This window comes from Lentzea aerocolonigenes, assembly GCF_000974445.1.
Lineage (GTDB): Bacteria > Actinomycetota > Actinomycetes > Mycobacteriales > Pseudonocardiaceae > Lentzea > Lentzea aerocolonigenes.
Map to the genome: position 1 here is coordinate 45638 of NZ_BBOJ01000011.1, position 20544 is coordinate 66181.

General features: G+C 68.3%; 18 protein-coding genes and 2 pseudogenes. 13 read left to right on the forward strand and 7 right to left on the reverse strand.

Annotated features, from left to right (window positions below; translation table 11 throughout):
* Positions 1 to 43 precede the first annotated feature (43 nt).
* Positions 44 to 538 (forward strand): DUF2231 domain-containing protein, encoded by a 495-nt coding sequence (locus AOM45_RS21565; protein WP_030465200.1) that lies wholly within the window; start codon positions 44 to 46, stop codon positions 536 to 538.
* A 94-nt stretch (positions 539 to 632) separates the two neighbouring features.
* Here AOM45_RS21565 and AOM45_RS53515 read toward each other — a convergent pair whose 3' ends face one another.
* Positions 633 to 758: a hypothetical protein gene (locus AOM45_RS53515; RefSeq protein ID WP_269083654.1), complete on the reverse strand. Its 126-nt coding sequence runs from the start codon at positions 756 to 758 to the stop codon at positions 633 to 635.
* A gap of 293 nt (positions 759 to 1051) precedes the next feature.
* Between AOM45_RS53515 and AOM45_RS21570 the strand changes: the two genes are divergently transcribed.
* A complete protein-coding gene (locus AOM45_RS21570) occupies positions 1052 to 1411 on the forward strand; it encodes a beta/gamma crystallin domain-containing protein (protein ID WP_156093562.1) in 360 nt (119 codons plus the stop codon).
* A gap of 63 nt (positions 1412 to 1474) precedes the next feature.
* Here the strand turns inward: AOM45_RS21570 and AOM45_RS21575 are convergent, their stop codons facing one another.
* Both AOM45_RS21575 and AOM45_RS21580 read right to left on the reverse strand, forming a co-directional pair.
* Positions 1475 to 1945: a universal stress protein gene (locus AOM45_RS21575; protein ID WP_030465202.1), complete on the reverse strand. Its 471-nt coding sequence runs from the start codon at positions 1943 to 1945 to the stop codon at positions 1475 to 1477.
* A gap of 14 nt (positions 1946 to 1959) precedes the next feature.
* The gene (locus tag AOM45_RS21580; RefSeq protein ID WP_051782800.1) at positions 1960 to 3483 is read right to left on the reverse strand and encodes an MDR family MFS transporter; all 1524 of its coding nucleotides are present in this window, start codon (positions 3481 to 3483) and stop codon (positions 1960 to 1962) included.
* A 72-nt stretch (positions 3484 to 3555) separates the two neighbouring features.
* Between AOM45_RS21580 and AOM45_RS21585 the strand changes: the two genes are divergently transcribed.
* On the forward strand, positions 3556 to 4131 hold the full coding sequence (locus AOM45_RS21585) for a TetR/AcrR family transcriptional regulator (RefSeq protein ID WP_030465204.1): 576 nt from the start codon (positions 3556 to 3558) through the stop codon (positions 4129 to 4131).
* Here AOM45_RS21585 and AOM45_RS21590 read toward each other — a convergent pair.
* Positions 4119 to 4709, reverse strand: a complete 591-nt coding sequence (locus tag AOM45_RS21590; RefSeq protein ID WP_030465205.1) for a short chain dehydrogenase — start codon at positions 4707 to 4709, stop codon at positions 4119 to 4121. The genes AOM45_RS21585 and AOM45_RS21590 overlap by 13 nt on opposite strands.
* Positions 4710 to 4778: 69 nt before the next feature.
* On the opposite strand from AOM45_RS21590, the pseudogene AOM45_RS49695 reads away from it, so the two are divergent.
* Positions 4779 to 5558, forward strand: a pseudogene (locus AOM45_RS49695) (LysR family transcriptional regulator); the annotation flags it as partial.
* Here AOM45_RS49695 and AOM45_RS21600 read toward each other — a convergent pair.
* Entirely contained in the window at positions 5539 to 7200 is a 1662-nt protein-coding gene (locus AOM45_RS21600; protein ID WP_081901821.1) for a PucR family transcriptional regulator, read from the reverse strand. The pseudogene AOM45_RS49695 and the gene AOM45_RS21600 overlap by 20 nt on opposite strands.
* A gap of 302 nt (positions 7201 to 7502) precedes the next feature.
* On the opposite strand from AOM45_RS21600, the pseudogene AOM45_RS21605 reads away from it, so the two are divergent.
* Positions 7503 to 8072 (forward strand): annotated as a pseudogene (locus AOM45_RS21605) (amino acid transporter); the annotation flags it as partial.
* A 41-nt stretch (positions 8073 to 8113) separates the two neighbouring features.
* On the opposite strand, the gene AOM45_RS21610 reads toward AOM45_RS21605, so the two are convergent.
* The gene (locus AOM45_RS21610; protein WP_030465209.1) at positions 8114 to 8608 is read right to left on the reverse strand and encodes an FAD-dependent oxidoreductase; all 495 of its coding nucleotides are present in this window, start codon (positions 8606 to 8608) and stop codon (positions 8114 to 8116) included.
* Between the two features lie 545 nt (positions 8609 to 9153).
* Here AOM45_RS21610 and kdpF point away from each other — a divergent pair.
* From kdpF to AOM45_RS21645, 8 genes are all read left to right on the forward strand, one after another.
* Positions 9154 to 9255, forward strand: coding sequence for a K(+)-transporting ATPase subunit F (gene kdpF, locus AOM45_RS21615; RefSeq protein ID WP_030465210.1), 102 nt, complete (start codon positions 9154 to 9156; stop codon positions 9253 to 9255).
* Positions 9255 to 10877, forward strand: coding sequence for a potassium-transporting ATPase subunit KdpA (gene kdpA, locus AOM45_RS21620; protein ID WP_030465211.1), 1623 nt, complete (start codon positions 9255 to 9257; stop codon positions 10875 to 10877). Before kdpF ends, kdpA begins: the two co-directional genes overlap by 1 nt.
* A complete protein-coding gene (gene kdpB / locus AOM45_RS21625; protein WP_030465212.1) occupies positions 10874 to 12931 on the forward strand; it encodes a potassium-transporting ATPase subunit KdpB in 2058 nt (685 codons plus the stop codon). Before kdpA ends, kdpB begins: the two co-directional genes overlap by 4 nt.
* A gap of 1 nt (position 12932) precedes the next feature.
* Complete coding sequence (locus AOM45_RS21630) at positions 12933 to 13460, forward strand: potassium-transporting ATPase subunit C (RefSeq protein WP_030465213.1); 528 nt, start codon at positions 12933 to 12935, stop codon at positions 13458 to 13460.
* Complete coding sequence (locus AOM45_RS21635) at positions 13438 to 16020, forward strand: DUF4118 domain-containing protein (RefSeq protein ID WP_035908989.1); 2583 nt, start codon at positions 13438 to 13440, stop codon at positions 16018 to 16020. The genes AOM45_RS21630 and AOM45_RS21635 overlap by 23 nt, the downstream gene beginning before the upstream one ends.
* Positions 16017 to 16694, forward strand: coding sequence for a response regulator (locus AOM45_RS21640; protein ID WP_030465215.1), 678 nt, complete (start codon positions 16017 to 16019; stop codon positions 16692 to 16694). The genes AOM45_RS21635 and AOM45_RS21640 overlap by 4 nt, the downstream gene beginning before the upstream one ends.
* Before the next feature lie 154 nt (positions 16695 to 16848).
* Positions 16849 to 17232, forward strand: a complete 384-nt coding sequence (locus AOM45_RS51835; protein WP_169792643.1) for a hypothetical protein — start codon at positions 16849 to 16851, stop codon at positions 17230 to 17232.
* Between the two features lie 27 nt (positions 17233 to 17259).
* A complete protein-coding gene (locus AOM45_RS21645; protein WP_030465216.1) occupies positions 17260 to 19284 on the forward strand; it encodes an APC family permease in 2025 nt (674 codons plus the stop codon).
* On the opposite strand, the gene AOM45_RS21650 is transcribed toward AOM45_RS21645, so the two are convergent.
* Entirely contained in the window at positions 19247 to 20416 is a 1170-nt protein-coding gene (locus AOM45_RS21650; protein ID WP_030465217.1) for a DUF418 domain-containing protein, read from the reverse strand. The genes AOM45_RS21645 and AOM45_RS21650 overlap by 38 nt on opposite strands.
* Between the last annotated feature and the right edge of the window lie 128 nt (positions 20417 to 20544).

Below are 20544 nucleotides of genomic sequence, written 5' to 3' on the forward strand. Positions count from 1 at the left end.
GGTACGCCTCTGGCATCCACCGCTGCTGGGAGAGGAGCACCTCATGCGCAGCCGTGTTCGTGCCGCGGGGCACGCCGTCCACCCGATCCTGATCGTGTTCCCCCTGGGCCTGCTGACCACCGCGGTGGGCTTCGACGTCCTGTACCTGATCACCTCGCGCACGAGCTTCGCCTTCACCGCCGCGCACCTCGTCTTCGCGGGCGTGCTGATGGGCGTGGTCACCGCCGCCACCGGCTGGCTGGACTGGTTCCTCGTGACGCCGCAGGGCTCGCGGGCGCGCCGGATCGGGTTGCTGCACGGGCTGGTGAACGCCGTCGTGCTCGTGCTGTTCGCGGTGAGCTGGACGCTGCGGCTGGCCGTGCCTGACTGGATTCCCTCGTGGCCCGCGCTGGTCGCGGCGTGGCTGGGCGTGCTCGCGGCCGGGCTGGGCGGCTGGCTGGGTGGTGAGCTCGTCGAACGGCTCGGGATCAGCGTGGACTCCGACGCCGGCCCGGACGCGCCCAGCTCGCTGAGGGGTGTGGCGGCGTCGGGACGGTAGTCGAGGTGCGCCGACAGCCTGAGCGGCAGACGCGGCGAGACCGCCGGCGCGGGCTTCGGCAGCCGCGCCGGCGGTGATCACCGGAGTGGTCTGCTCAGTCCGGCGGCTCGCTCGCGTCCTCTGGTGGTTCCTCCGGCACCTGCGGTTCCTCGGTCTCGAGGTCGTCCAGGCTGGGCGTGCCGGGGGAGTGCGGTGCTTCCGGGTTGCGCGGATCGGTCATGCCGCCCGGATACCCGCGCGACACGGCCTCATGCCCGCGGTCAGGGCAGCGGCGCCCGGTGACTACGAGCAGCTCGGCATCAAGTTCGATGAGCCGAAGTTGTACGAATCTCCAACTTGACGTCGACTGACGCTGTAGAACCACACATGGTTTCCCAACCACATCAGTTGCTACGATTTTGTCGGTGATACACGTGGTCTCCGTCGGTTTTTGGCAAGTCGTCAGCGAACCTTGGCGAGACTCCGGATCGTCCGGATGGCGATACCGGTTCGACAAAAGAAGAGAAGCATGAAATGGATGCCGTGAAACGTCGCCTTGTTGCCGCCGCCTCAGCTGCGCTGGCCATCGGAATCGTCGGCGCCACTCCGGCCCATGCGACCAATGAGGTGAACTTCGCCACCTGCATCTTCGAGGGTGGATATTTCGTGGTGGGCATCCGGGAGCCGGGGGCAACACTCGGGGTCAGGCGGTGCTTTGCCAACGCCGGCGAAATCAACATCTATCAGAAGTACGTCAACGGGTTCAGCAGCGGCAACAACGCCGGCTGGTTCATCTACAACCCGGGTGATGGCTACGAGTACCGCCACTCATTCGCCAAGAACGAAGTGCGCAACAAGTACTACGGAACGATCTACGAACTTCACATCTACTGAGCGATCCGACGGCATGACGATCATTGTTCCGCGAATCGAGTCCGCGCGTGGCGGGTTCGCGGATCAGGGCACCACGAGCACCGGCCAGTGCCCCGACCGGATCAGCCGCGTCGCCACCGACCCCGCGAACCGGTGCCCCGCCTGCTGCGACGCCCCCACCACGACCACGTCGGCCCGGCACCGGTCGGCCGAGTCCCGCAGCACCGTGTACGGGTCGCCGAACGTCTTCACGAACGTCACCGGCACGTCCAGCTCCTCCGCGAACGACCTGACCTGGGCGGACAGCTCGGCGTGCAGCCTGGCCGCCGCCTCGTGCTCGAACACCGACGCCACCGCCGGGCTCAATGCGGTCAGTGCCGAGTGGTGCGCCACGAACGTGACGACCAGGCGTGCTCCCTGGCGTCGCGCGAGGCCGAACGCCGCCGACACCGCGCGCATCGCGGTGTCGGAGCCGTCGGTGCCGACCAGGACGGTCCGCGCCGACGGCGGGGCACCGGGGCCGAAGGAGTCCACTGTGGACTCAAATGCGTTCATGCCGGCCCCCTCGGTCATCGCGCGACGGCTGAGTCTGCTTCCTTCTTCTCGAGATCGATCGTTGTGCGCAACGTGATCGGCTTGAGGAGCAGTGCCGCGACGACGCCGACCACGCCCACGGCCGCCGAGATCAGGAAGACGTGCGCGGTGGCGTCGCCGTACACGGTGTGCACGATCGTCTGCACTTGGGGAGGCAGCGCCGCGAGGTTCAGCGCGCTGGTGTCGCCGGTCGACTGGCCCGCCGGCACGTGCAGCGCGGCGGACAGGTCGGTCGTGACGCGGTTGGCGAGCACCGCGCCGAGCACGGACACGCCGATCGTGCCGCCCAGCGACCGGAAGAACGTGACCGACGCGCTGGCGGCGCCGAGCTCGCTCAGTGCAACGCTGTTCTGCACGGCCAGCACGAGGTTCTGCATGGTCATGCCCACGCCGATGCCGACCACGGCCATCGCGACGCCGACGAGCCACAGGGCCGTGGCGTGATCGACGAAGCCCAGGCCGAGGAAGCCGATCACCAGGGTGATCGTGCCCGTGACGATGTACGGCTTGATGCGGCCCGTCCGGCTGATCAGGCGGCCGGAGATCGTGGACGACACCAGCACGCCCGCCATCAACGGGATGGTGAGCAGGCCCGCCTCCGTAGGGGTGTAGCCGCGGCCGATCTGGAAGTACTGGCCGAGGAACACCGCGCCACCGAACATGGCCATGCCGACCGCGAGCGACGCGATGATCGCCAGCGCGGGCGTGCGCTGGACCACGATGTGCAGCGGCACAACGGGTTCGTCGACCTTGAGCTCGACGGCGACGGCGGCGCCCAGCAGCGCCAGACCGCCGCCGACCATGGCCGCGGTCTGCCACGACAGCCAGTCGAACGAGTTGCCCACGAACGAGACCCAGATGAGCAACACGCTGACGCCGGCCGCGATCAGTTCTGCCCCGACGTAGTCGATGCGCACGTTCTCCCGGCGCACGGTCTCCAGCTTCAGGGTCGCCTGCAGCACGACGAACGCGATGGCCGCGATCGGCACGGCGACCCAGAAGCACCAGCGCCAGCCGAGCCACGACACGTCGACGATCAGACCGCCGAGCAGCGGGCCGCCAACCGTGGCCACGGCCATGACCGCACCGAGGTAGCCGTTGTAGCGGCCGCGTTCGCGCGGCGGGATGATCGCGGCGATCACGACCTGCACGAGCGCCTGGAGGCCGCCGACGCCGAGGCCCTGGAACGCGCGGGCGGCGATCAGCTGGCCCGTGTCCTGGGCGAAACCGCTGAGCAGCGAGCCGATCACGAAGATCACGATCGCCGCCTGCACCAGTGTCTTCTTGTTGAACAGGTCGGCGAGCTTGCCCCAGATCGGGGTGGTGGCCGTCGCCGTGAGCAGGGTGGCGGTGACCACCCACGTGTACTGCGTCTGGGTGCCGTTCAGCGAGCCGATGATCCGCGGCAGCGCGGTCGACACCACCGTCGAGCTGACCATGGCCACGAACAGCGCGAGCAGCAGTCCGGACAGCGACTCCAGCACCTGCCGGTGCCCCATCTCGTTCTTCACGGACCTAATTCTTGCACGTCGTGCAAATTTGCTCAATGAGCAACGGGCTAGGCTGAGGGCGTGGAGACCACGCTCCGGGAGCACAAGAAGGCGGTGACCAGGCGTTCGCTGGCCGGGGCGGCGCTGCGGCTCGCGATGGAACGCGGCCTCGACGGGGTGACGGTCGAGGACATCGCGGACGAGGCCGGCGTCTCGCGGCGCACGTTCTCCAACTACTTCGCCAGCAAGGAAGACGCCGTCCTCGACGCCGACCGAGAGCGGTTCCGGGCGCTGGTCGCCCTGGTCGCGTCGAGGCCTGCTGCCGAGGAACGGTGGCAGGCCCTGCGCGCCGCCACGGCCGAGCTGTACCGCACCCGGCCCGTCCCGGACGTCGAGTGGATGGCCCAGCTGCGGCTGCTGCGCCGGCACCCGTCTCTGCTGGCCCGCCAGGCAGGGGACCAGGTCGCGCTCGAACGAGACCTGGCCGCCGTGCTGGTGACCCGCGGGACGGACCACGAACCGGCGCGGCTGATGGCAGCCACTTTCCTCGCTGCCATCAGAACCGGGATCGCGCTCTGGCTGGAGAGCGCGGGGGAGCAGCAGCTGCCCGAGTTGATCGATCGCCTGCTCGGCCGCGTGCGGGTTCAGAGTTCGTAGACCTGCCCGGTCTGCCGTCCCTCGATCGACCGGACGTACGCCTGCGCCACGTCGGCCAGCGGCACGGGCTTCATGCCGGGGAAGAAGTCGCCGTAGTCGTCGAGCGCCTCGGTGAACACCGTCGGGCTGACGGCGTTGATCCGCAGCGGCGCGATCTCGATGGCGGCCGCGCGCACGAACGCCTCCACGGCGCCGTTGGCCAGCGCGGCGGCGGCGCCGGTGACGACCGGTTCCCGCGCGAGCACGCCGGTGATCAGCGTGAACGACCCCGTGACGAACGAGAGGCCTTCCTTGACCAGTGCGACCTGCGACAGGACCTTGCCGGTGACCGCGGCCTGGTAGTCCTCGACGGTCAGCTCCGCCAGCGGCCGCCACGGCACGCTTCCCGCGGCCGACGCGACGGCGTCCACCTGGCCCACGGTCTGGTACAGCTCGGCCACCTGCGCCGGATCGGTCACGTCGTACTGCAGGTCGCCTCCGGTGCGGGAGACGGTCACGACGTCGTGCTTGCGTTCGACGAGTTCCTGGTGCACGGCCGTGCCCAGCTTGCCGGTCGCTCCAACGAGCAGAATCCTCATGCCCTCGACGGTAGGCATCCGATCGGCAGGTGTGAAATGCCGTTCGTGCAGCACTTATGATCGGCAGTCATGAATGTCGAGCTGCGTCACCTGCGGGCACTCGCCGCGATCGGCGACCACCGGTCGATCACCGCGGCCGCGCAGGCGCTGCACGTCACGCAGCCCGCGCTGTCGCGGACGTTGGAGCAGTTCGAACGGCGGCTGGGCGTTCGGCTCGTCGACCGCACGACCCGGCACGTCGCGCTGACCGACACCGGGCAACGGCTCTGGGAGCACAGCCACCGCATCCTCACCTCCCTCGACTCGGCCCTGGCCGAGGCCGTCGCGCCGCAGCCGCTGCGGCTGACGTTCGCCTGGGCCGCGCTCGGCCGGTTCACCATCCCCTTCCTGCGTCAGTGGCGCGCCGAGCACCCGGACGTCCTGGTGCGCATCCGCCGGTCCGACGACCCCGAGGCGGCCCTGCGGCGCGGCGACGCGGACGTGGCGGTCCTGCGCACCAGCCCGGCGCTGACCGGCGTCGAGCACGTGGCGTTGATCGAGGAACCACGGGTGGCGGCGGTCGCGGACGACCACCCGCTGGCGGCCCGCGACGCTCTCACGCTGGGCGACCTGGTGGGCGAATGCGTCGCGGTGTGCGAGACGGCGGCGACGACCAGCGCCGACCTGTGGCCGTCCGGATCACGGCCGCGCACGGTGGACGTGCCGGGCGTGGTCGAGTGGCTCACGTCGATCGCGACCGGGACGACGGTCGGTGTCACGGCCGCCGGGTCGAGCCACCACAACCCGCACCCCGGCGTCACCTACCTGCCGCTGACCGACGCCGAGCCGGTCACCGTGCACCTGGCCTGGCCGTCAGGGGCGGCGCATCCGTCGACTCAGGCGTTCGTGGCGCTGGCTCAGCGGCACCTGGCCGCCACAACCGCAGCTGCAGCATCGCCGCGAACCGCGCGTTCGGATCGCTGAGATCGATCTCCCCGACCTCCGCCAGCCGCCGCAGCCGGTAGCGGAAGGTGTTGGGGTGCACGAAAACGGCCGCCGACGCCGCTGCCACGTCACCGAAGGCGTCGAGCCACGCGCTGAGCGTCTCGACCAGGCACGCGCTGTGCTTGCGGTCGTAGGCGATCAGCCGGGCGACGGGCCCGGTGAGCGTGTCGCCGCGTTCGGCGATCAGGTCCGACAGCTCCAGCAGCAACCCTTCACTGTGCACATCGGACACTCGCGCGACCGGGCAGGGGGCGCGGCCGGCGCGCAACACCCGCAGCACCAGGTCGGCTCCGGCACGGGAGCGCGACAGCGTGAGACCGTCGGCGACCTGGCCGACTCCGACGAGGACCTGGTTGCCGATGCGGTTGCGGAAGTCCGTCGCGATCCGCAGCGCCCGGTCCTCGGACTCCACCGGCAGGATCGCGTAGGCCACGTCGCTGATCAACGCGGCCGCCGCGCGCGGGTGGACGGCCGTCAGGTGCATGGCGAACGCGTCGGCGATCTGCTGGCGTTCGGCCAGCAGCCGGGCGTGTTCGGCGGGATCCTCGCCGTGCGAGTGGGCCGGCGCCAACGCCAGCACCACGCACGCCTGGTCGGCCAGACCGAGTCGCCGCACCGCCTCCGCCGCGCCCGGCCCGCCCTCGACCGCGGTCGACACGAGGTCGGCGCGCAGCCTGCGTTCGACGTCCGCGCCCGCCCGTTGGCGCATCATGTGCAACGCCACCAGCTTGGCCGCGTCGCTGAACGCCTGCGACCGGTCCTCGGGCAACGGCCCGCGCACCGCCGCCCAGATCGAGCCGAGGAACTCGTCACCCGCCCTGACCGCCACGGCGACCCGCGGCAGGCACCAGCCCCCGCCGTCCGCGGGCAGCTCCTCGATGTAGACGGGCTCGTGGCTGCGGTAGAGCTGCTGGAACACCCCGCGCTCCTCCAGCATCTGCGAGTACCGCGCGGGCACCTGCCTGCCGAGGATCGTCTCCACGCGCGACGAGTCGGCCTCGTGCTGGCGCCCCGAGAACGCGAGGACGCGCGAGCTGCGGTCCTCGATCGTCACCGGCGCGCCGATCAACGACGCCACCGCGTTGGCCAGCGCGAACAGGTCCCCGGCCGGCACCCCGCCGAGCGTTTCGGACGGATCGACCTCACCCTCGGCCAGCAGCGACCGGAGCATCGCGGCCAGCTGAGTCCACGACGCGCCCGGCGCCAGGCCCAGCAACGCCACCCCGGACCGGTCCACGGCCTCGGCGATCTCGGGGGTGACCACGACCGGGCCGCGCACGACGAGGGCGGCGGCCCCGGAGGCACCCAGCAGGTCGAGGATCTCCGCCGGGTTCCGCACACCGACGCCGAGGACCAACGCGGACGGCGGCAGCACCTGGTCGTCGTCAGGGTCGTGAATGACGACCCCGCCGATGTCCGCGGACCGGCTCGGATCACCACGCACCAGGTCGATGAGCGTGGTGCCGAGGTCGTCCAGCACGCGGGCGAGACCAGTTCGCGGACTCATGCCACCACCCTGCCAACCGTCTACAGAGGAATCCACCAAGTGTTCAACGATCGGAGTCTACTGACGCACCAGCGTGTTCTGGCTGGTCAGCTGTCCTTCAGTGGCTCCAGGTGCTCAAGCGTTCGCGCAAATTGGGAGCAGTGTGGGAGCACGGGTGATGAACACGTTCGCGATGCCCAGGTGGTCACCAGGTTTCGTCCGGTCCGTTCATGGTCCAGGACCACCCGCCGTCCATTTCCCAGCGGCGCTGTAGTTGTTCGAGCATTCGACTGATCATGGCTTCGGTCACGTGCGAGTATCGCTCGATCTTCTTCATCCTGGGCATCATCGCGATCTCGCTGGTCTCCCGCGTCACCCGCATCACCGAGCTGCGGGTGGAGCACATCGAGTTCGACGAGGCCGCCCGCCGCTTCGTCACCGACACGCTCGCCCACGACGGTGCCGTGACCCTGATCGCCAACCGGCGCCAGGCGGGTGACGCAGCCGAATACGCGGAGAAAGAAGCTGAACAACGCGGAACGAATCCAGTGCCGGGAACCGCCGACGTGATCTTTCTGGAGATCGACGTGGTCGACCCCTCCGACTTCAGCGAAGTGCTGCAGGTGCGCGGGGTCGAGGTCGACGGGCACCGGATCCTGAGGGCCGACAGTCCCGCCGCACCCAACGCCATCGCCGCCATCCTGCTCGCCCTGCGCGACGCCACCGGTGTTCGGCCGCACTGTCACTTCGCCTGGAGTGAAGGCAACCCGTTGGGCCACCTGTTCCGCTACCTGCTGCTCGGCCGCGGTGACACCGCGCCGGTCGTGCGGGAGATCATCCGCGCCAGCGAGCCGGACGCGGCTCGGCGTCCCGGCGTTCACGTCGGCGACTGACCCGCAGCGGCCCTCCCAGGTGTCTCGCATGAGGCTGAACGTCACCACGTGTGCCGTGCGTGACCAGCACGGCTCTCCACCAGCTCTCCTTTGAACGGCAGCAGGTTCTCTTCCCACCAGCGCAACGCCTCGTCCGTGTCGGAGAAGATGTCCAGTGCGTCGCCGAGCATCTCCGCGGCGACGAGCGCGAGCGAGGCGTCGAAGTCGGGGGAGGGTTCGATGACGAAGTCGAACCAGTCGTCGTCTCCATCGGAGAAGGTCACCGTGACACCACAGTCGTCGGCGCACAGATCCCGTACCTCGTCGCTGCGGTAGAAGACCGAGTCACCAAGGCCGTGGCGCAGCACGTCCGCGAGATCGGGGTCGAGGCACAGCCCGAGCCGGCGTGCAGCGTCGAGACCGGCAGCGCTGCAGGTGAAGGAGCACTGGGCCGAGCCACCCAACAGAACGACGTCCCAATCGCTGCGGAGCAAGCGATACGCGGTGGCCAGACCGGCGATGCCCGTGCCGATGACGAGTGCTCTTCTGGTGGCCATGACCGGTCCCTTCCCAACGGGGATACGTCACGCCGACCAGACTTCCCGGCACACCAGTCCGTAAAGAGTAGGCCGTGCCGGATTCGGGCGGAAGGCTGTTCCGGCCGTCATCGGGTCACGACCCGCCGCCGTGGCTCGGCGAGCGGCCGAGCGGGCGTTGTCGGTGAACCATTCGTCGTAACGGCTGGGCAGAGCAGCCTCGACCACATGCCGCCACGAGCTCGTTGCGTGCGCCCGAATCAGGTGGAACAACCGGCCCGAATGACACTTTGATGGTCTGTCAGATCACATTCAGTTACCCACGAATGCCACCTTGGAGTGAGACCCAGGTCGCACGGCATCAAGAACTCGTAAGGAAGGCCGTTGAGGGTGTCAATTTGTCGTCAGACTCCCCTGACGTGCGGGTTTTCGCCGTGCACGCTTGCGCCAGTCAAGGCCACATCGTTGTTGGGAAGGGAGCGCGTCATGGCCGATCTGGCCTACGCGTTGCTGTTGGTCGGGGGTTTCCTGGTGCTGGGTCTCACCGTGCGTGGACTGGAGAAGTTGTGAGCGGCACCGGTCTGCTCGCGAACGTCGTCGGTGGCGTTCTCGCGTTGTTGTTGATCGTCTATCTGTTCATCGCTCTCATCAGGCCGGAGAAGTTCTGATGTCTCCCACTGCGGCCGGCCTGCTCCAGGTCGGCATCCTCGTCGCGGCCTTGGCGGCGGCTTACCGGCCGCTCGGCGACTACATGGCTCGGGTGTTCCGCGCCGAGAAGCACAGCAAGCTGGAACTGGCGATCTACCGCGTCGGGCGGATCGACCCGGACACAGAGCAGAAGTGGAGCACGTACGCGTACGGCGTGCTGGGCTTCTCGTTCGTCAGTGTCGTGTTGCTGTATGTGCTGCAACGGATCCAAGCTGTGCTGCCGTTCAACTTCGGCCGCGGCAACGTCGAGCCCGGCATGGCGTTCAACACCGCCATCAGCTTCGTGACGAACACGAACTGGCAGTCGTACGTGCCGGAAACGGTCATGGGCCACACGGTCCAGATGATCGGTCTGACTGTCCAGAACTTCGTGTCTGCCGCGGTCGGCCTGGCTGTCGCGGTCGCGCTGGTGCGCGGGTTCGTCCGGCACCAGACCGACCGGCTCGGCAACTTCTGGGTCGACCTGGTGCGCGGCACGATCCGGATTCTGCTGCCGCTGGCGTTCGTGTTCGCGATCGTGTTGATCGCGCTCGGCGTCACGATGAGTCTCAAGTCCGGTGTGAGCGTTGACGGCCAGGTCGTCGCGAACGCGCCTGTTGCCAGCCAAGAGGCCATCAAGGAGCTCGGCACCAACGGCGGCGGCGTGCTCAACGCGAACTCCGCGCACCCGTTCGAGAACCCGAACGAGTGGTCGAACCTGCTGGAGATCTTCCTGCTGCTGGTGATCCCGGTGGCGCTGACCCGTACGTTCGGGCAGCTGGTCGGCGAGAAGAAGCAGGGGTACGTCCTGCTGGGCGTGATGGGCCTGATCTGGTCGGCCATGCTCGCGGTCATCTGGATCGCGGAGGAGAACGGCCTCAGGCCGTTGGAGGGCAAGGAACTCCGCTTCGGCATCCCGTCGAGCGCGCTCTTCGCGAACTCGACGACGAGCACGTCGACCGGCGCGGTCAACTCGTTGCACGACAGCTTCACCGGACTCGGCGGCGGTGGCACGTTGCTGAACATGTTGTTCGGTGAGATGACGCCGGGCGGTGTGGGCACGGGGCTGTACAGCATTCTGGTGATGGCGATCATCGCGATGTTCCTGGCCGGTCTGATGGTCGGCCGCACGCCGGAGTACCTGGGCAAGAAGCTGGGGCGCAAGGAGGTCACGGCCGCAGCGGTGTCGATTCTGGCGATGCCGACGGTGCTGCTGATCGGTGCGGGCATCGCGGCGATCCTGCCGAGCACGCAAGGGGCGTTGAACAACCCGGGATCTCATGGCCTGTCGGAGATCCTGTACGCCTACGCGTCGGCGTCGAACAACAACGGCTCGGCGTTCGCGGGCATCACGGTGACCAGCGACTGGTTCCAGTCATCGCTCGCCCTGTGCATGTTGTTCGGCCGCCTGATTCCGATCATCGCGGTGCTGGCACTGGCCGGATCCCTTGCAGCGCAGAAGAAAGTGCCGGTGACGGCGGGCACGCTGCCCACCACCGGCCCGCTCTTCGCGACCCTTCTGAGCGGCGGCATCGTGCTGGTCGCCGCGCTGACGTTCGTTCCCGCTCTCGCACTCGGTCCCATCGCGGAGGCACTGCTGTGACCAGCACACTTCAGCGGACTCCCGAAGAGATCCGCGACCGGCACGCGCAGAACCTGGGACACCAGGTCGGCTCCGGCATCTTCAACCCCAGGCAGCTGCTCACGTCCTTCCCGGACGCGCTGCGCAAGTTCGACCCGCGCTACCAGCTGCGCAACCCGGTCATGTTCGTGGTCTGGGTCGGCTCGCTGCTGGTCACGGTGTTCGCTTTCAGCGACCCGAGCGTCTTCACCATCGCGGTGGCGGTGTGGCTGTGGTTCACCGTGCTGTTCGCGAACCTCGCCGAAGCCGTCGCGGAAGGCCGGGGCAAGGCGCAGGCCGACTCGCTGCGCAAGACGAAGAAGGACGCGGTCGCGCGCAGGCTCACCGAGGACGGCTCCGAGGAACGCGTGCCGGGCACCGACCTGCGCATCGGTGACCTGGTCGTCGTCGAAGCGGGCGAGGTCATCCCCGGCGACGGTGACGTCGTCGAGGGCATCGCGACCGTGGACGAGTCGGCGATCACCGGTGAGTCCGCGCCGGTCATCCGCGAATCCGGCGGTGACCGAAGCGCCGTCACGGGCGGCACCACGGTGTTGTCGGACCGGATCGTCGTGAAGATCACGACCAAGCCTGGCGAGACGTTCGTCGACCGGATGATCGCACTGGTGGAAGGCGCGGAACGGCAGAAGACGCCGAACGAGATCGCGCTGACGATCCTGCTGTCCACGCTGACGATCATCTTCCTACTGGCGGTTGTGGCGCTGCAGCCGTTCGCGATCTACTCCGGCGGCCGGCAGTCGGTGATCGTGCTGACCGCGTTGCTGGTCTGCCTGATCCCCACGACTATCGGTGCCCTGCTGAGCGCGATCGGCATTGCGGGCATGGACCGGTTGGTGCAGCGCAACGTGCTGGCCACGTCGGGCAAGGCGGTCGAGGCGGCCGGTGACATCGACACGTTGCTGCTGGACAAGACCGGCACCATCACGTGGGGCAACCGCCGCGCCACGGAGTTCATCGCCGCCAACGGCACGGACGACCGCAAACTCGCCGAAGCCTGCCGACTGTCGAGCCTCGCCGACGGCACGCCGGAAGGCCGCAGCATCGTGGATCTGTGCGTGGAGGAGTACGGTCTGTCCGCCGAGCCGACGGACGCCGAGAAGACCGGCGAGTTCGTACCGTTCACCGCGCAGACTCGGATGAGCGGCATCGACCTGAACGGCCGCAGCATCCGCAAGGGCGCCGCGAGCGGGTTCACCACCTCCGACGAGGTGCGCGCGATCGTCGACAGGATCAGCGAGGACGGCGGGACACCGCTGGTCGTCGCCGAGAACGACGAGGTGCTCGGTGTCATCAGGCTCTCCGATGTCGTGAAGCCCGGCATGAAGGAGCGGTTCGCCGAGCTGCGGGCGATGGGCATCCGCACGGTCATGGTCACCGGCGACAACCCGTTGACCGCCAAGGCCATCGCCGCTGAGGCGGGTGTCGACGACTTCCTGGCTGAGGCGAAGCCCGAGGACAAGATGGCGCTGATCCGCAAGGAGCAGGAGGGCGGGCGACTGGTCGCGATGACCGGTGACGGCACGAACGACGCCCCGGCGCTCGCGCAGTCCGATGTCGGTGTCGCGATGAACACCGGCACGTCGGCCGCGAAGGAGGCCGGCAACATGGTCGACCTCGACTCGGACCCGACCAAGCTGATCGAGATCGTGGAGATCGGCAAGCAGTTGCTGATCACGCGAGGTGCGCTGACGACCTTCAGCGTTGCGAACGACCTGGCGAAGTACTTCGCGATCCTGCCGGCCATGTTCGCGGCGATCTACCCGGCCCTGGGGCAGCTCAACATCATGCGCCTGGCCACGCCGCAGTCCGCGATCCTGTCGGCGGTGATCTTCAACGCGCTGATCATCGTGGCACTGATCCCGCTGGCCCTGAAGGGCGTCCGGTACCGGCCGTCCAGCGCGTCGGCGTTGCTGCGGCGCAACCTGCTGATCTACGGCCTCGGCGGCATCGTGACGCCGTTCGCCGGGATCTGGCTGATCGACCTTCTCGTGCGACTCATCCCGGGGATCGGCTGACATGGACAACTTTCTGAAGCAGTCGTGGGCGGGTCTGCGGATCCTGCTCGCTCTCACGGTCGTCTGCGGGGTGCTCTACCCGATGGCGGTGTGGGGCGTTTCCCGCATCCCCGGCCTGCACGGCAATGCCGAGGCGACTGACACCACGCTGGTCGCGGTCGTCCGTGAAGGCGACAAGTACTTCGTTCCGCGTCCGTCTGCCGCGACGCTGCCCGCCTCTGGCGGCTCGAACAAGGGCGAGCTGAACGAGGACTACACCAAGAAGATCAACGAACTGCGCACGACCATCGCCCAGCGCGAGGGCGTGTCGGAAGACCAGGTGCCACAGGACGCCGTCACCGCGTCGGCTTCAGGCGTCGACCCGGACATCAGCCCGGAGTACGCGGAGATCCAGGTGTCACGGGTGGCGCGGGCCAGCGGTCTGTCCGTGGAGAAGGTCCGGGAGCTGGTCAAGGCGAACACCGGTGGCACCTTCACCACGACCGTGAACGTGACGGCGCTGAACCGTGCCATCGACGCAGCCCACTGAGAAGCGCCGCGGCGAGCTGAGGATCTACCTCGGTGCCGCTCCCGGTGTCGGCAAGACCTTCGCCATGCTCGGCGAGGCTCACCGGCGCCGGGAGCGCGGCACCGACGTGGTCGTCGGCCTCGTCGAGACGCACGGGCGGCAGAAGACCCAGAGCCTGCTCGACGGCCTGGAGGTCCTGCCCCGCAAGGAGATCCACCACCGCGGCGTCGACTTCACCGAGATGGACGTCGACGCGCTGCTGGCCCGCGCGCCCGAGGTCGCGGTGGTCGACGAGCTCGCGCACACCAACGTGCCCGGCTCGCGCAACGAGAAGCGCTGGCAGGACGTCGAGGAGCTCCTCGACGCCGGCATCGACGTCCTGTCCACGGTGAACGTCCAGCACCTGGAGTCGCTCAACGACGTCGTCGAACGGATCACCGGTGTCACGCAACGGGAAACCGTGCCGGACGAGGTCGTGCGCCGCGCCGAACAGGTCGAGCTCGTCGACATCACCCCGGAAGCCCTCAGAAGGCGTTTGGCGCACGGGAACGTCTACGCCGCCCACAAGATCGATGCCGCGCTGGGCAACTACTTCCGCGTCGGCAACCTGACCGCGCTGCGCGAGCTGGCGCTGCTGTGGGTGGCCGACCAGGTCGACGTCGCGTTGCAGCGCTACCGCCAGGACCGGCAGATCACCGATACCTGGGAGACCCGTGAGCGCGTCGTCGCCGCGATCACCGGCGGACCGGAGAGCGAGATTCTCATCCGTCGCGCCCGGCGCATCGCCCTGCGAGCGGGTGCGGAGCTCCTTGTCGTCCACGTGATGCGTGGCGACGGGCTGGCCGGTGCCTCACCCGAGGTCGTGGCGAAGTGCCGCAAGATCGCCGAAGATCTCGGCGCCACGTTCCATCAGGTCGTGGGCGACGACGTGCCGACCGCGTTGCTGGAGTTCGCCCGTGGCGTCAACGCCACCCAGCTCGTGCTCGGCACCTCGCGCAGGTCACGGCTCGCACGGGCGCTCGACGAGGGCATCGGCGCGGCCGTGATCCACGACTCTGGCCCGATCGACGTGCACATGGTCACGCACGACGCGGCACAGCGAGGCCTGCGCTGGAAGATCGGCCGCAACGCGCTCAGCCACGGACGGCAGCTCGCGGGCTGGCTCGCGTCCGTACTGCTACCGGCCCTGACCACTGTGCTCGGCCTGTTCTGGCGCGACGACATCGACTACTCCACCGACCTCATCGGCTTCCTGCTCGCCACCTGCGTCGTGGCACTGGTCGGCGGCCTGGGACCAGCGCTCGTCAGTGCGTTTCTGGGCGCAGGACTGCTCAACTTCTTCTTCACGCCGCCGTACTACAGCCTGGCGGTGAACACGCCGGAGAACGTGATCACCCTGGTGGCCATGGTGATCGTGGCGACCATCGTCGCGCTGGTGGTGGACCGCGCCGCACGGCTGGCCGAGCAAGGTGCCCGCGCTCGCACGGAGGCCGCGCTGCTCGCCTCCTACTCCCGCACGGTGCTCACCAGCCCGTACCCGTTGTCGCGGCTTCTGGAGAAGATCCGGGAGAACTTCGGCCTCGACTCGGTCGCTTTGCTGGAACGCCGCAACGGCGGCTGGGAACGCGTCGCGTGCGTGGGCCCTCGGCCGTGCGACGAGCCGGACGAGGCCGACGCCGACATCGCGGTGACCTCCGACATCCACCTGGCACTGCGGGGAAGAACCCTGCCGGCGAGCGACCAGCGAGTGCTGGAAGCCGCTGCCGGACAGGCGTTGATGGCACTGCGGCAACAGCGCATGGCGGCCGAGACGGCGGACGCACAACGCAAGGTCGAGACGACCGAACTGCGCACCGCACTGCTGTCCGCGGTGGGACACGACCTGCGCACGCCGTTGACGTCCATCAAGGCCGCGATCGGCAGTCTCCGCGATCGTGAGCTCCGACTGTCCGAAGAGGACAAATCGGAACTGATGGCCACCGTGGAGGAGTCAGCGGACCGGCTCAACGGCCTGGTCGGCAACCTGCTCGACTCGTCGCGGCTGGCCACCGGATCGGTGGCGCCCCAGCTGCGGCCGGTGAGCTACTACGAGATCGTGGCCAGGTCGCTCACCGGCATCGACGAACGCAACACGATGGCGGTCGATGTCGACGAGAGCCTGCCTCAGGTGGTCGCCGACGCAGGGTTGCTGGAACGCGTGGTGGCCAACGTCATCGACAACGCGCTGCGCCACGGCAGGCTCAGTCCGCGCCGCCTGATCGACGTGGACGGAGACGGGCGGGTTGACGACGACGAGCCGGAGATCGCGGTCAGGGCCAGCGCACACGGCGACCACGTGGAGCTGCGGGTGGTCGACCACGGCCCCGGACTGCCGCGCAAGTCCGCGGACCGCGTCTTCACGCCGTTCCAGCGGCTGGGGGATCGCGACGCGACGCCCGGTGTCGGGCTGGGCCTCAGCGTGGCCAAGGGCTTCACCGAAGCCATGGGCGGCGAGATCCACGCCGAGGACACCCCAGGTGGCGGGCTCACCATCGTCATCTCCCTGCCCGCTCACGAGCACGTTGAGGAGCACCTGGAATGACCACTGTGCTGGTTGTGGACGACGAACCGCAGATCGTCCGCGCGCTGCGCATCAACCTCTCCGCACGCGGCTACGACGTGCTCACCGCCTACGACGGCAAAACCGCGCTGCGCATCGCCGTGGACGAGAAACCGGACGTCGTCGTGCTCGACCTCGGACTTCCCGACATCGACGGCGTGGATGTCATCGTCGGCCTGCGCGGCTGGACGTCCATGCCGATCATCGTGCTGTCCGCCAGAACCGAGTCCGGGCTCAAGGTCGAGGCACTCGACGCGGGCGCCGACGACTACGTGACCAAACCGTTCGGAATGGACGAACTGCTCGCCCGGCTGCGCGCCGCCGTGCGCAGGGCCACCACGCAGGCCGTTGAGGATCCGATCGTGAAGACGGCGACGTTCACCGTCGACCTCGCAGTGAAGAAGGTGCATCGGGACGGCGCCGAGGTGCACCTGACGCCGACGGAGTGGGGCCTGCTGGAGATCCTGGCCCGCAACCCCGGTCGTCTGGTGTCGCAGAAGCAGCTGCTTCAGGACGTCTGGGGCCCGACGCACATCGGGGAGTCCCAGTACCTGCGGGTGTACCTGGCACAGCTCAGGCGCAAGCTGGAGACCGATCCGTCGCAGCCGCGGCACCTGATCACCGAGGCCGGCATGGGCTACCGGCTTGAGCTGTGAGCGCAAGGATCGCGTCAGGATTTTCGTTCTGACCGTTGGAAGCTCGCCAAGGACCTTCCCTTTCCGTGTCGCCCCGCTGTGAACTGGTGAGGTGCAACGGATACCTGGAGGGTTCGGCTTCCCCTTGGGGGCGGCGCTCGGAGTCGCGGCCACCATGCTGGTCGTCGCCACCGGAGCAGCCAGTCAGCCGGTGCTGTCCGTGATCGCGATGGTGGTCGTGGTCAACGTGATCGCACTGTTCTCCACCTGGCCGGCCGCACTCGGAACCGCGGTGGTCTGCTGGTTCCTGCACGACGGTTTCGTGCTCGGCCGGCACGGAGATCTCGCACTGGTCGGCCAAGCGGGCCATGATGCTCTCGTCATTCGACGCGCTCGGCGTGCTGGTGCTCGTCTCGCTGTTGCGTGCCGCATTGACTCCCGTGCTGCACCTGCGCGACGGCGACTCGGCTGCTCTGCGTCTCCCCGTCCAGCGACAGCCGGTCTTTACGCAATCCCAACGCCGAGTGGCTGGATCCTGACGGGTTCTTTGCAGGCGTGACCAGGGTCGACCATTCATGCTGGCGGCGTGCCGTCCTCCACCTCGTGGGTCAAGCGGTTGGTGCTCGGACGACCGTTCCGCAGCGACCGGCTGGGCGAGACCCTGCTGCCCAAACGACTCGCGCTACCGATCTTCGCCAGCGACCCGCTGTCCTCCGTCGCCTACGCGACGCAGGAGATCCTGCTGATCCTCACCCTGGGCGGGCTGGCGTTCCTGCACCTCGCGCCATGGGTGGGACTGGCCGTGGCGGTGCTGTTGACCGTGGTGGTCATCTCGTACCGGCAGGTCGTGCGTGCCTATCCCAGCGGTGGCGGCTCCTACGAGGTGGCCTCACGCAACCTCGGCCGCTCGGCGGGGCTGGTGGTGGCGGCCGCGCTGATGGTCGACTACATCATGACCGTGGCGGTGTCCGTCGCCGCGGGCGTGGACAACATCATCTCCGCGCTCCCAGAGCTCAACCCGTACCGCGTGGCGATCAACCTCGGTTTTGTCGCATTCCTGACCGCCATGAACCTGCGCGGTGTGCGCGAGTCCGGCCGGACGTTCGCCGTGCCCACCTACGCGTTCATCGCCGGTGTGCTGCTGATGATCACTGTTGGGCTGGTCCGCACCGTCTTCGGTGATGCGCCGGTCGCGGAGAGCGCGGGCTACGACATCCGTCCCGAACAGGTAGGGCTGAGCACTCTCGCGGTCGCGTTCCTGGTGCTGCGCGCGTTCTCGTCCGGATGCACCGCGCTGACCGGAGCGGAAGCGATCTCCAACGGTGTGCCCGCGTTCCGCAAGCCCAAGTCGCACAACGCCGCCGTGACGATGTTGCTGATGGGCGGCATTTCAGTCGTCATGTTCGTCGGTGTCACCGCGCTGGCGCTCATCGCCGACGTGCGGTTCACCGAACACACCTGCGACCTGATCGGGTTCGTGGGCAACTGCGAGACCGATCCGCAGCGCACGGTGATCGCCCAGCTCGCCGCGGCGGTGTTCGGCGGCGACCAGACGTTCTTCTTCTACTACATCCAGGCCGCCACCGCGCTGATCCTGATCCTCGCCGCGAACACGGCCTACAACGGCTTCCCGCTGCTGGGCTCGATCCTGGCGCAGGATCGCTACCTGCCGCGGCAGCTGCACACGCGCGGCGATCGGCTGGCGTTCTCCAACGGCATCGTGGTGCTCGCGGCCATCGCGGGTGCCTTGATCTACGCGTTCGACGGCTCCGCCACCCGGCTCATCCAGCTCTACATCGTCGGCGTGTTCACGTCGTTCACCCTGTGCCAGGCGGGCATGGTCCGGCACTGGAACCGGGAGTTGGTGCACGCCACGACCGGTGCCGAGCGGCGCCGGATCCATCGTGCGCGGTGGATCAACGCGCTCGGTGCCTGTTTCACCGGAGTGGTGCTGGTGGTCGTGTTGGTCACCAAGTTCACGCACGGCGCGTACCTGGTCGTCATCGCGATCCCGCTGCTCTACCTGATGATGCGGGCGATTCACCGCCACTACGACCAGGTGCGCGAGGAGCTGCGAGCCGGCACCGACACCGAGACGCTGCCCAGCCGGGTGCACGCTCTCGTGCTGGTGTCGACTTTGCACAAGCCGACACTGCGGGCAATCTCGTTCGCCCGCGCGACGCGACCGGACACGGTGGCGGCGATCACCGTCAACGTCGACGACGCGGAGACCCGTGCCCTGCAACGGGAATGGGATGCGCGCGGCATGAAGATCCCGCTGAAGGTGATCGAGTCGCCGTATCGGGAAGTCACTCGACCAGTGCTCGACTATGTGAAGAACCTCCAGCGCAGCAGTCCTCGCGACGTCGTGTGCATCTACATCCCCGAGTACGTCGTCGGCAGGTGGTGGGAGAACCTGCTGCACAACCAGAGTGCGTTGCGGCTCAAGGGCCGTCTGCTGTTCGAGCCTGGGGTGATGGTGACAAGCGTGCCGTGGCAGCTCGCGTCCACGACTCGCCGCGACCCCGATCGCGTGGTGCACAGTCCAGGCGAGGTTCGGCGGGGAATCGGTGCTACGAAGCGGATCCCGGCCGAGAAGGAATCGGTGTAGCGCGTGGGTAGGACATCCGGCGCACCAGCACCTCCATCGGTCCGCGCTGTCCGGTGCGGCGCATCCATTCGGCGAGCAGTACCGACACGGCGAAGACGACGGCGGCGATGCCGTAGCTGCCGGCCAGGCTCACCTCGTCGCGCAGGTTGAAGGTGAACGGGTAGAACAGTGCCAGCCACACGGCGGACTGGAACAGGTAGAAGGTCAGTGACCGCTGGCCCAGCGCGGCCAGTGCGGTGGCGAGCCGTCCGGGCCTGGTCCCGATCCGAGCCGACGCCAAGCCGACCGCGGCGGCCAGACCGATGCCGCCCGCGAACCCGGTGAGGTCGTGCGCGACGGCGACCGTCCACTGCAGACCCGTGGAGTCGGTGTACCACACCCCGGCGGCCAGCAGGGCGGCCGGCAGCCGGCCGATCAACGCCAGGGTGAGCAGGCCGAGAGCGGCACGGCGCAGCGTGGTGCGGTGCTCAGCGGGCTGGTCCAAAAACCGGCGGCGGGCTGCCCAGATTCCCAGCAGCATTCCCGGCAGCACCATGACGACGCCGAGCAGCGACTGTGCCGGCTTGGTCACGTTGGCGAGCACGTGCGCGCCGTAGTTGGGCTCCATGAACTGGGCGAAGGTGACCGGTGTGCCGGCCGCGACGCCGAGCTGAGCGTTCACGCTCTGCCAGGCCAGCAGCAGTGTCGCCGGGACCAGGGTCAAGGCGGCGGTCCAGCCGAGCGTCTTGTCCGTGGCGCGTACCAGCGGGGTGAACAGCAGTAGTGCGAGTCCGTAGATGGCGACGATGTCGATGGGCACGAGCAGGATGGTGTGGGCGAATCCGATCAGGACGAGCCAGATGCTGCGGCGGCGCAGCAGGGTGCGCAGTCCCGGCCAGTCGCCGCCGCGGGCGTGGTGGCGGTGGGCGAGTTGGCCCATCCCGTAGCCGAACAGGAACACGAACATCGCACGGGCTTGGTTGTCGGCGATCAACGACTTGACGAACAGCGTGGCGTCGTCGAGCCACGGCGTCCCGGACCGCCAGGAGCTCAGGAACCCTGGCGCGTGCGCCAGCGCGATGAGCAACAGCATCAGGCCGCGCGCGAGGTCCGGGGCCAGTGAACGGCCGGCTGGGGCAGGTTCGGTTGTCATGTCGGGGTCCTGTTCGGCTCGATCTTCACGTCCTGTGAAAGCTATGAAGCGTTCACAGGACGGTCAACGAGCTCATTGACCGCACATGGCCCTTTGAGCTGGTCAGACTTCTTTGATCCGTGCGCTGG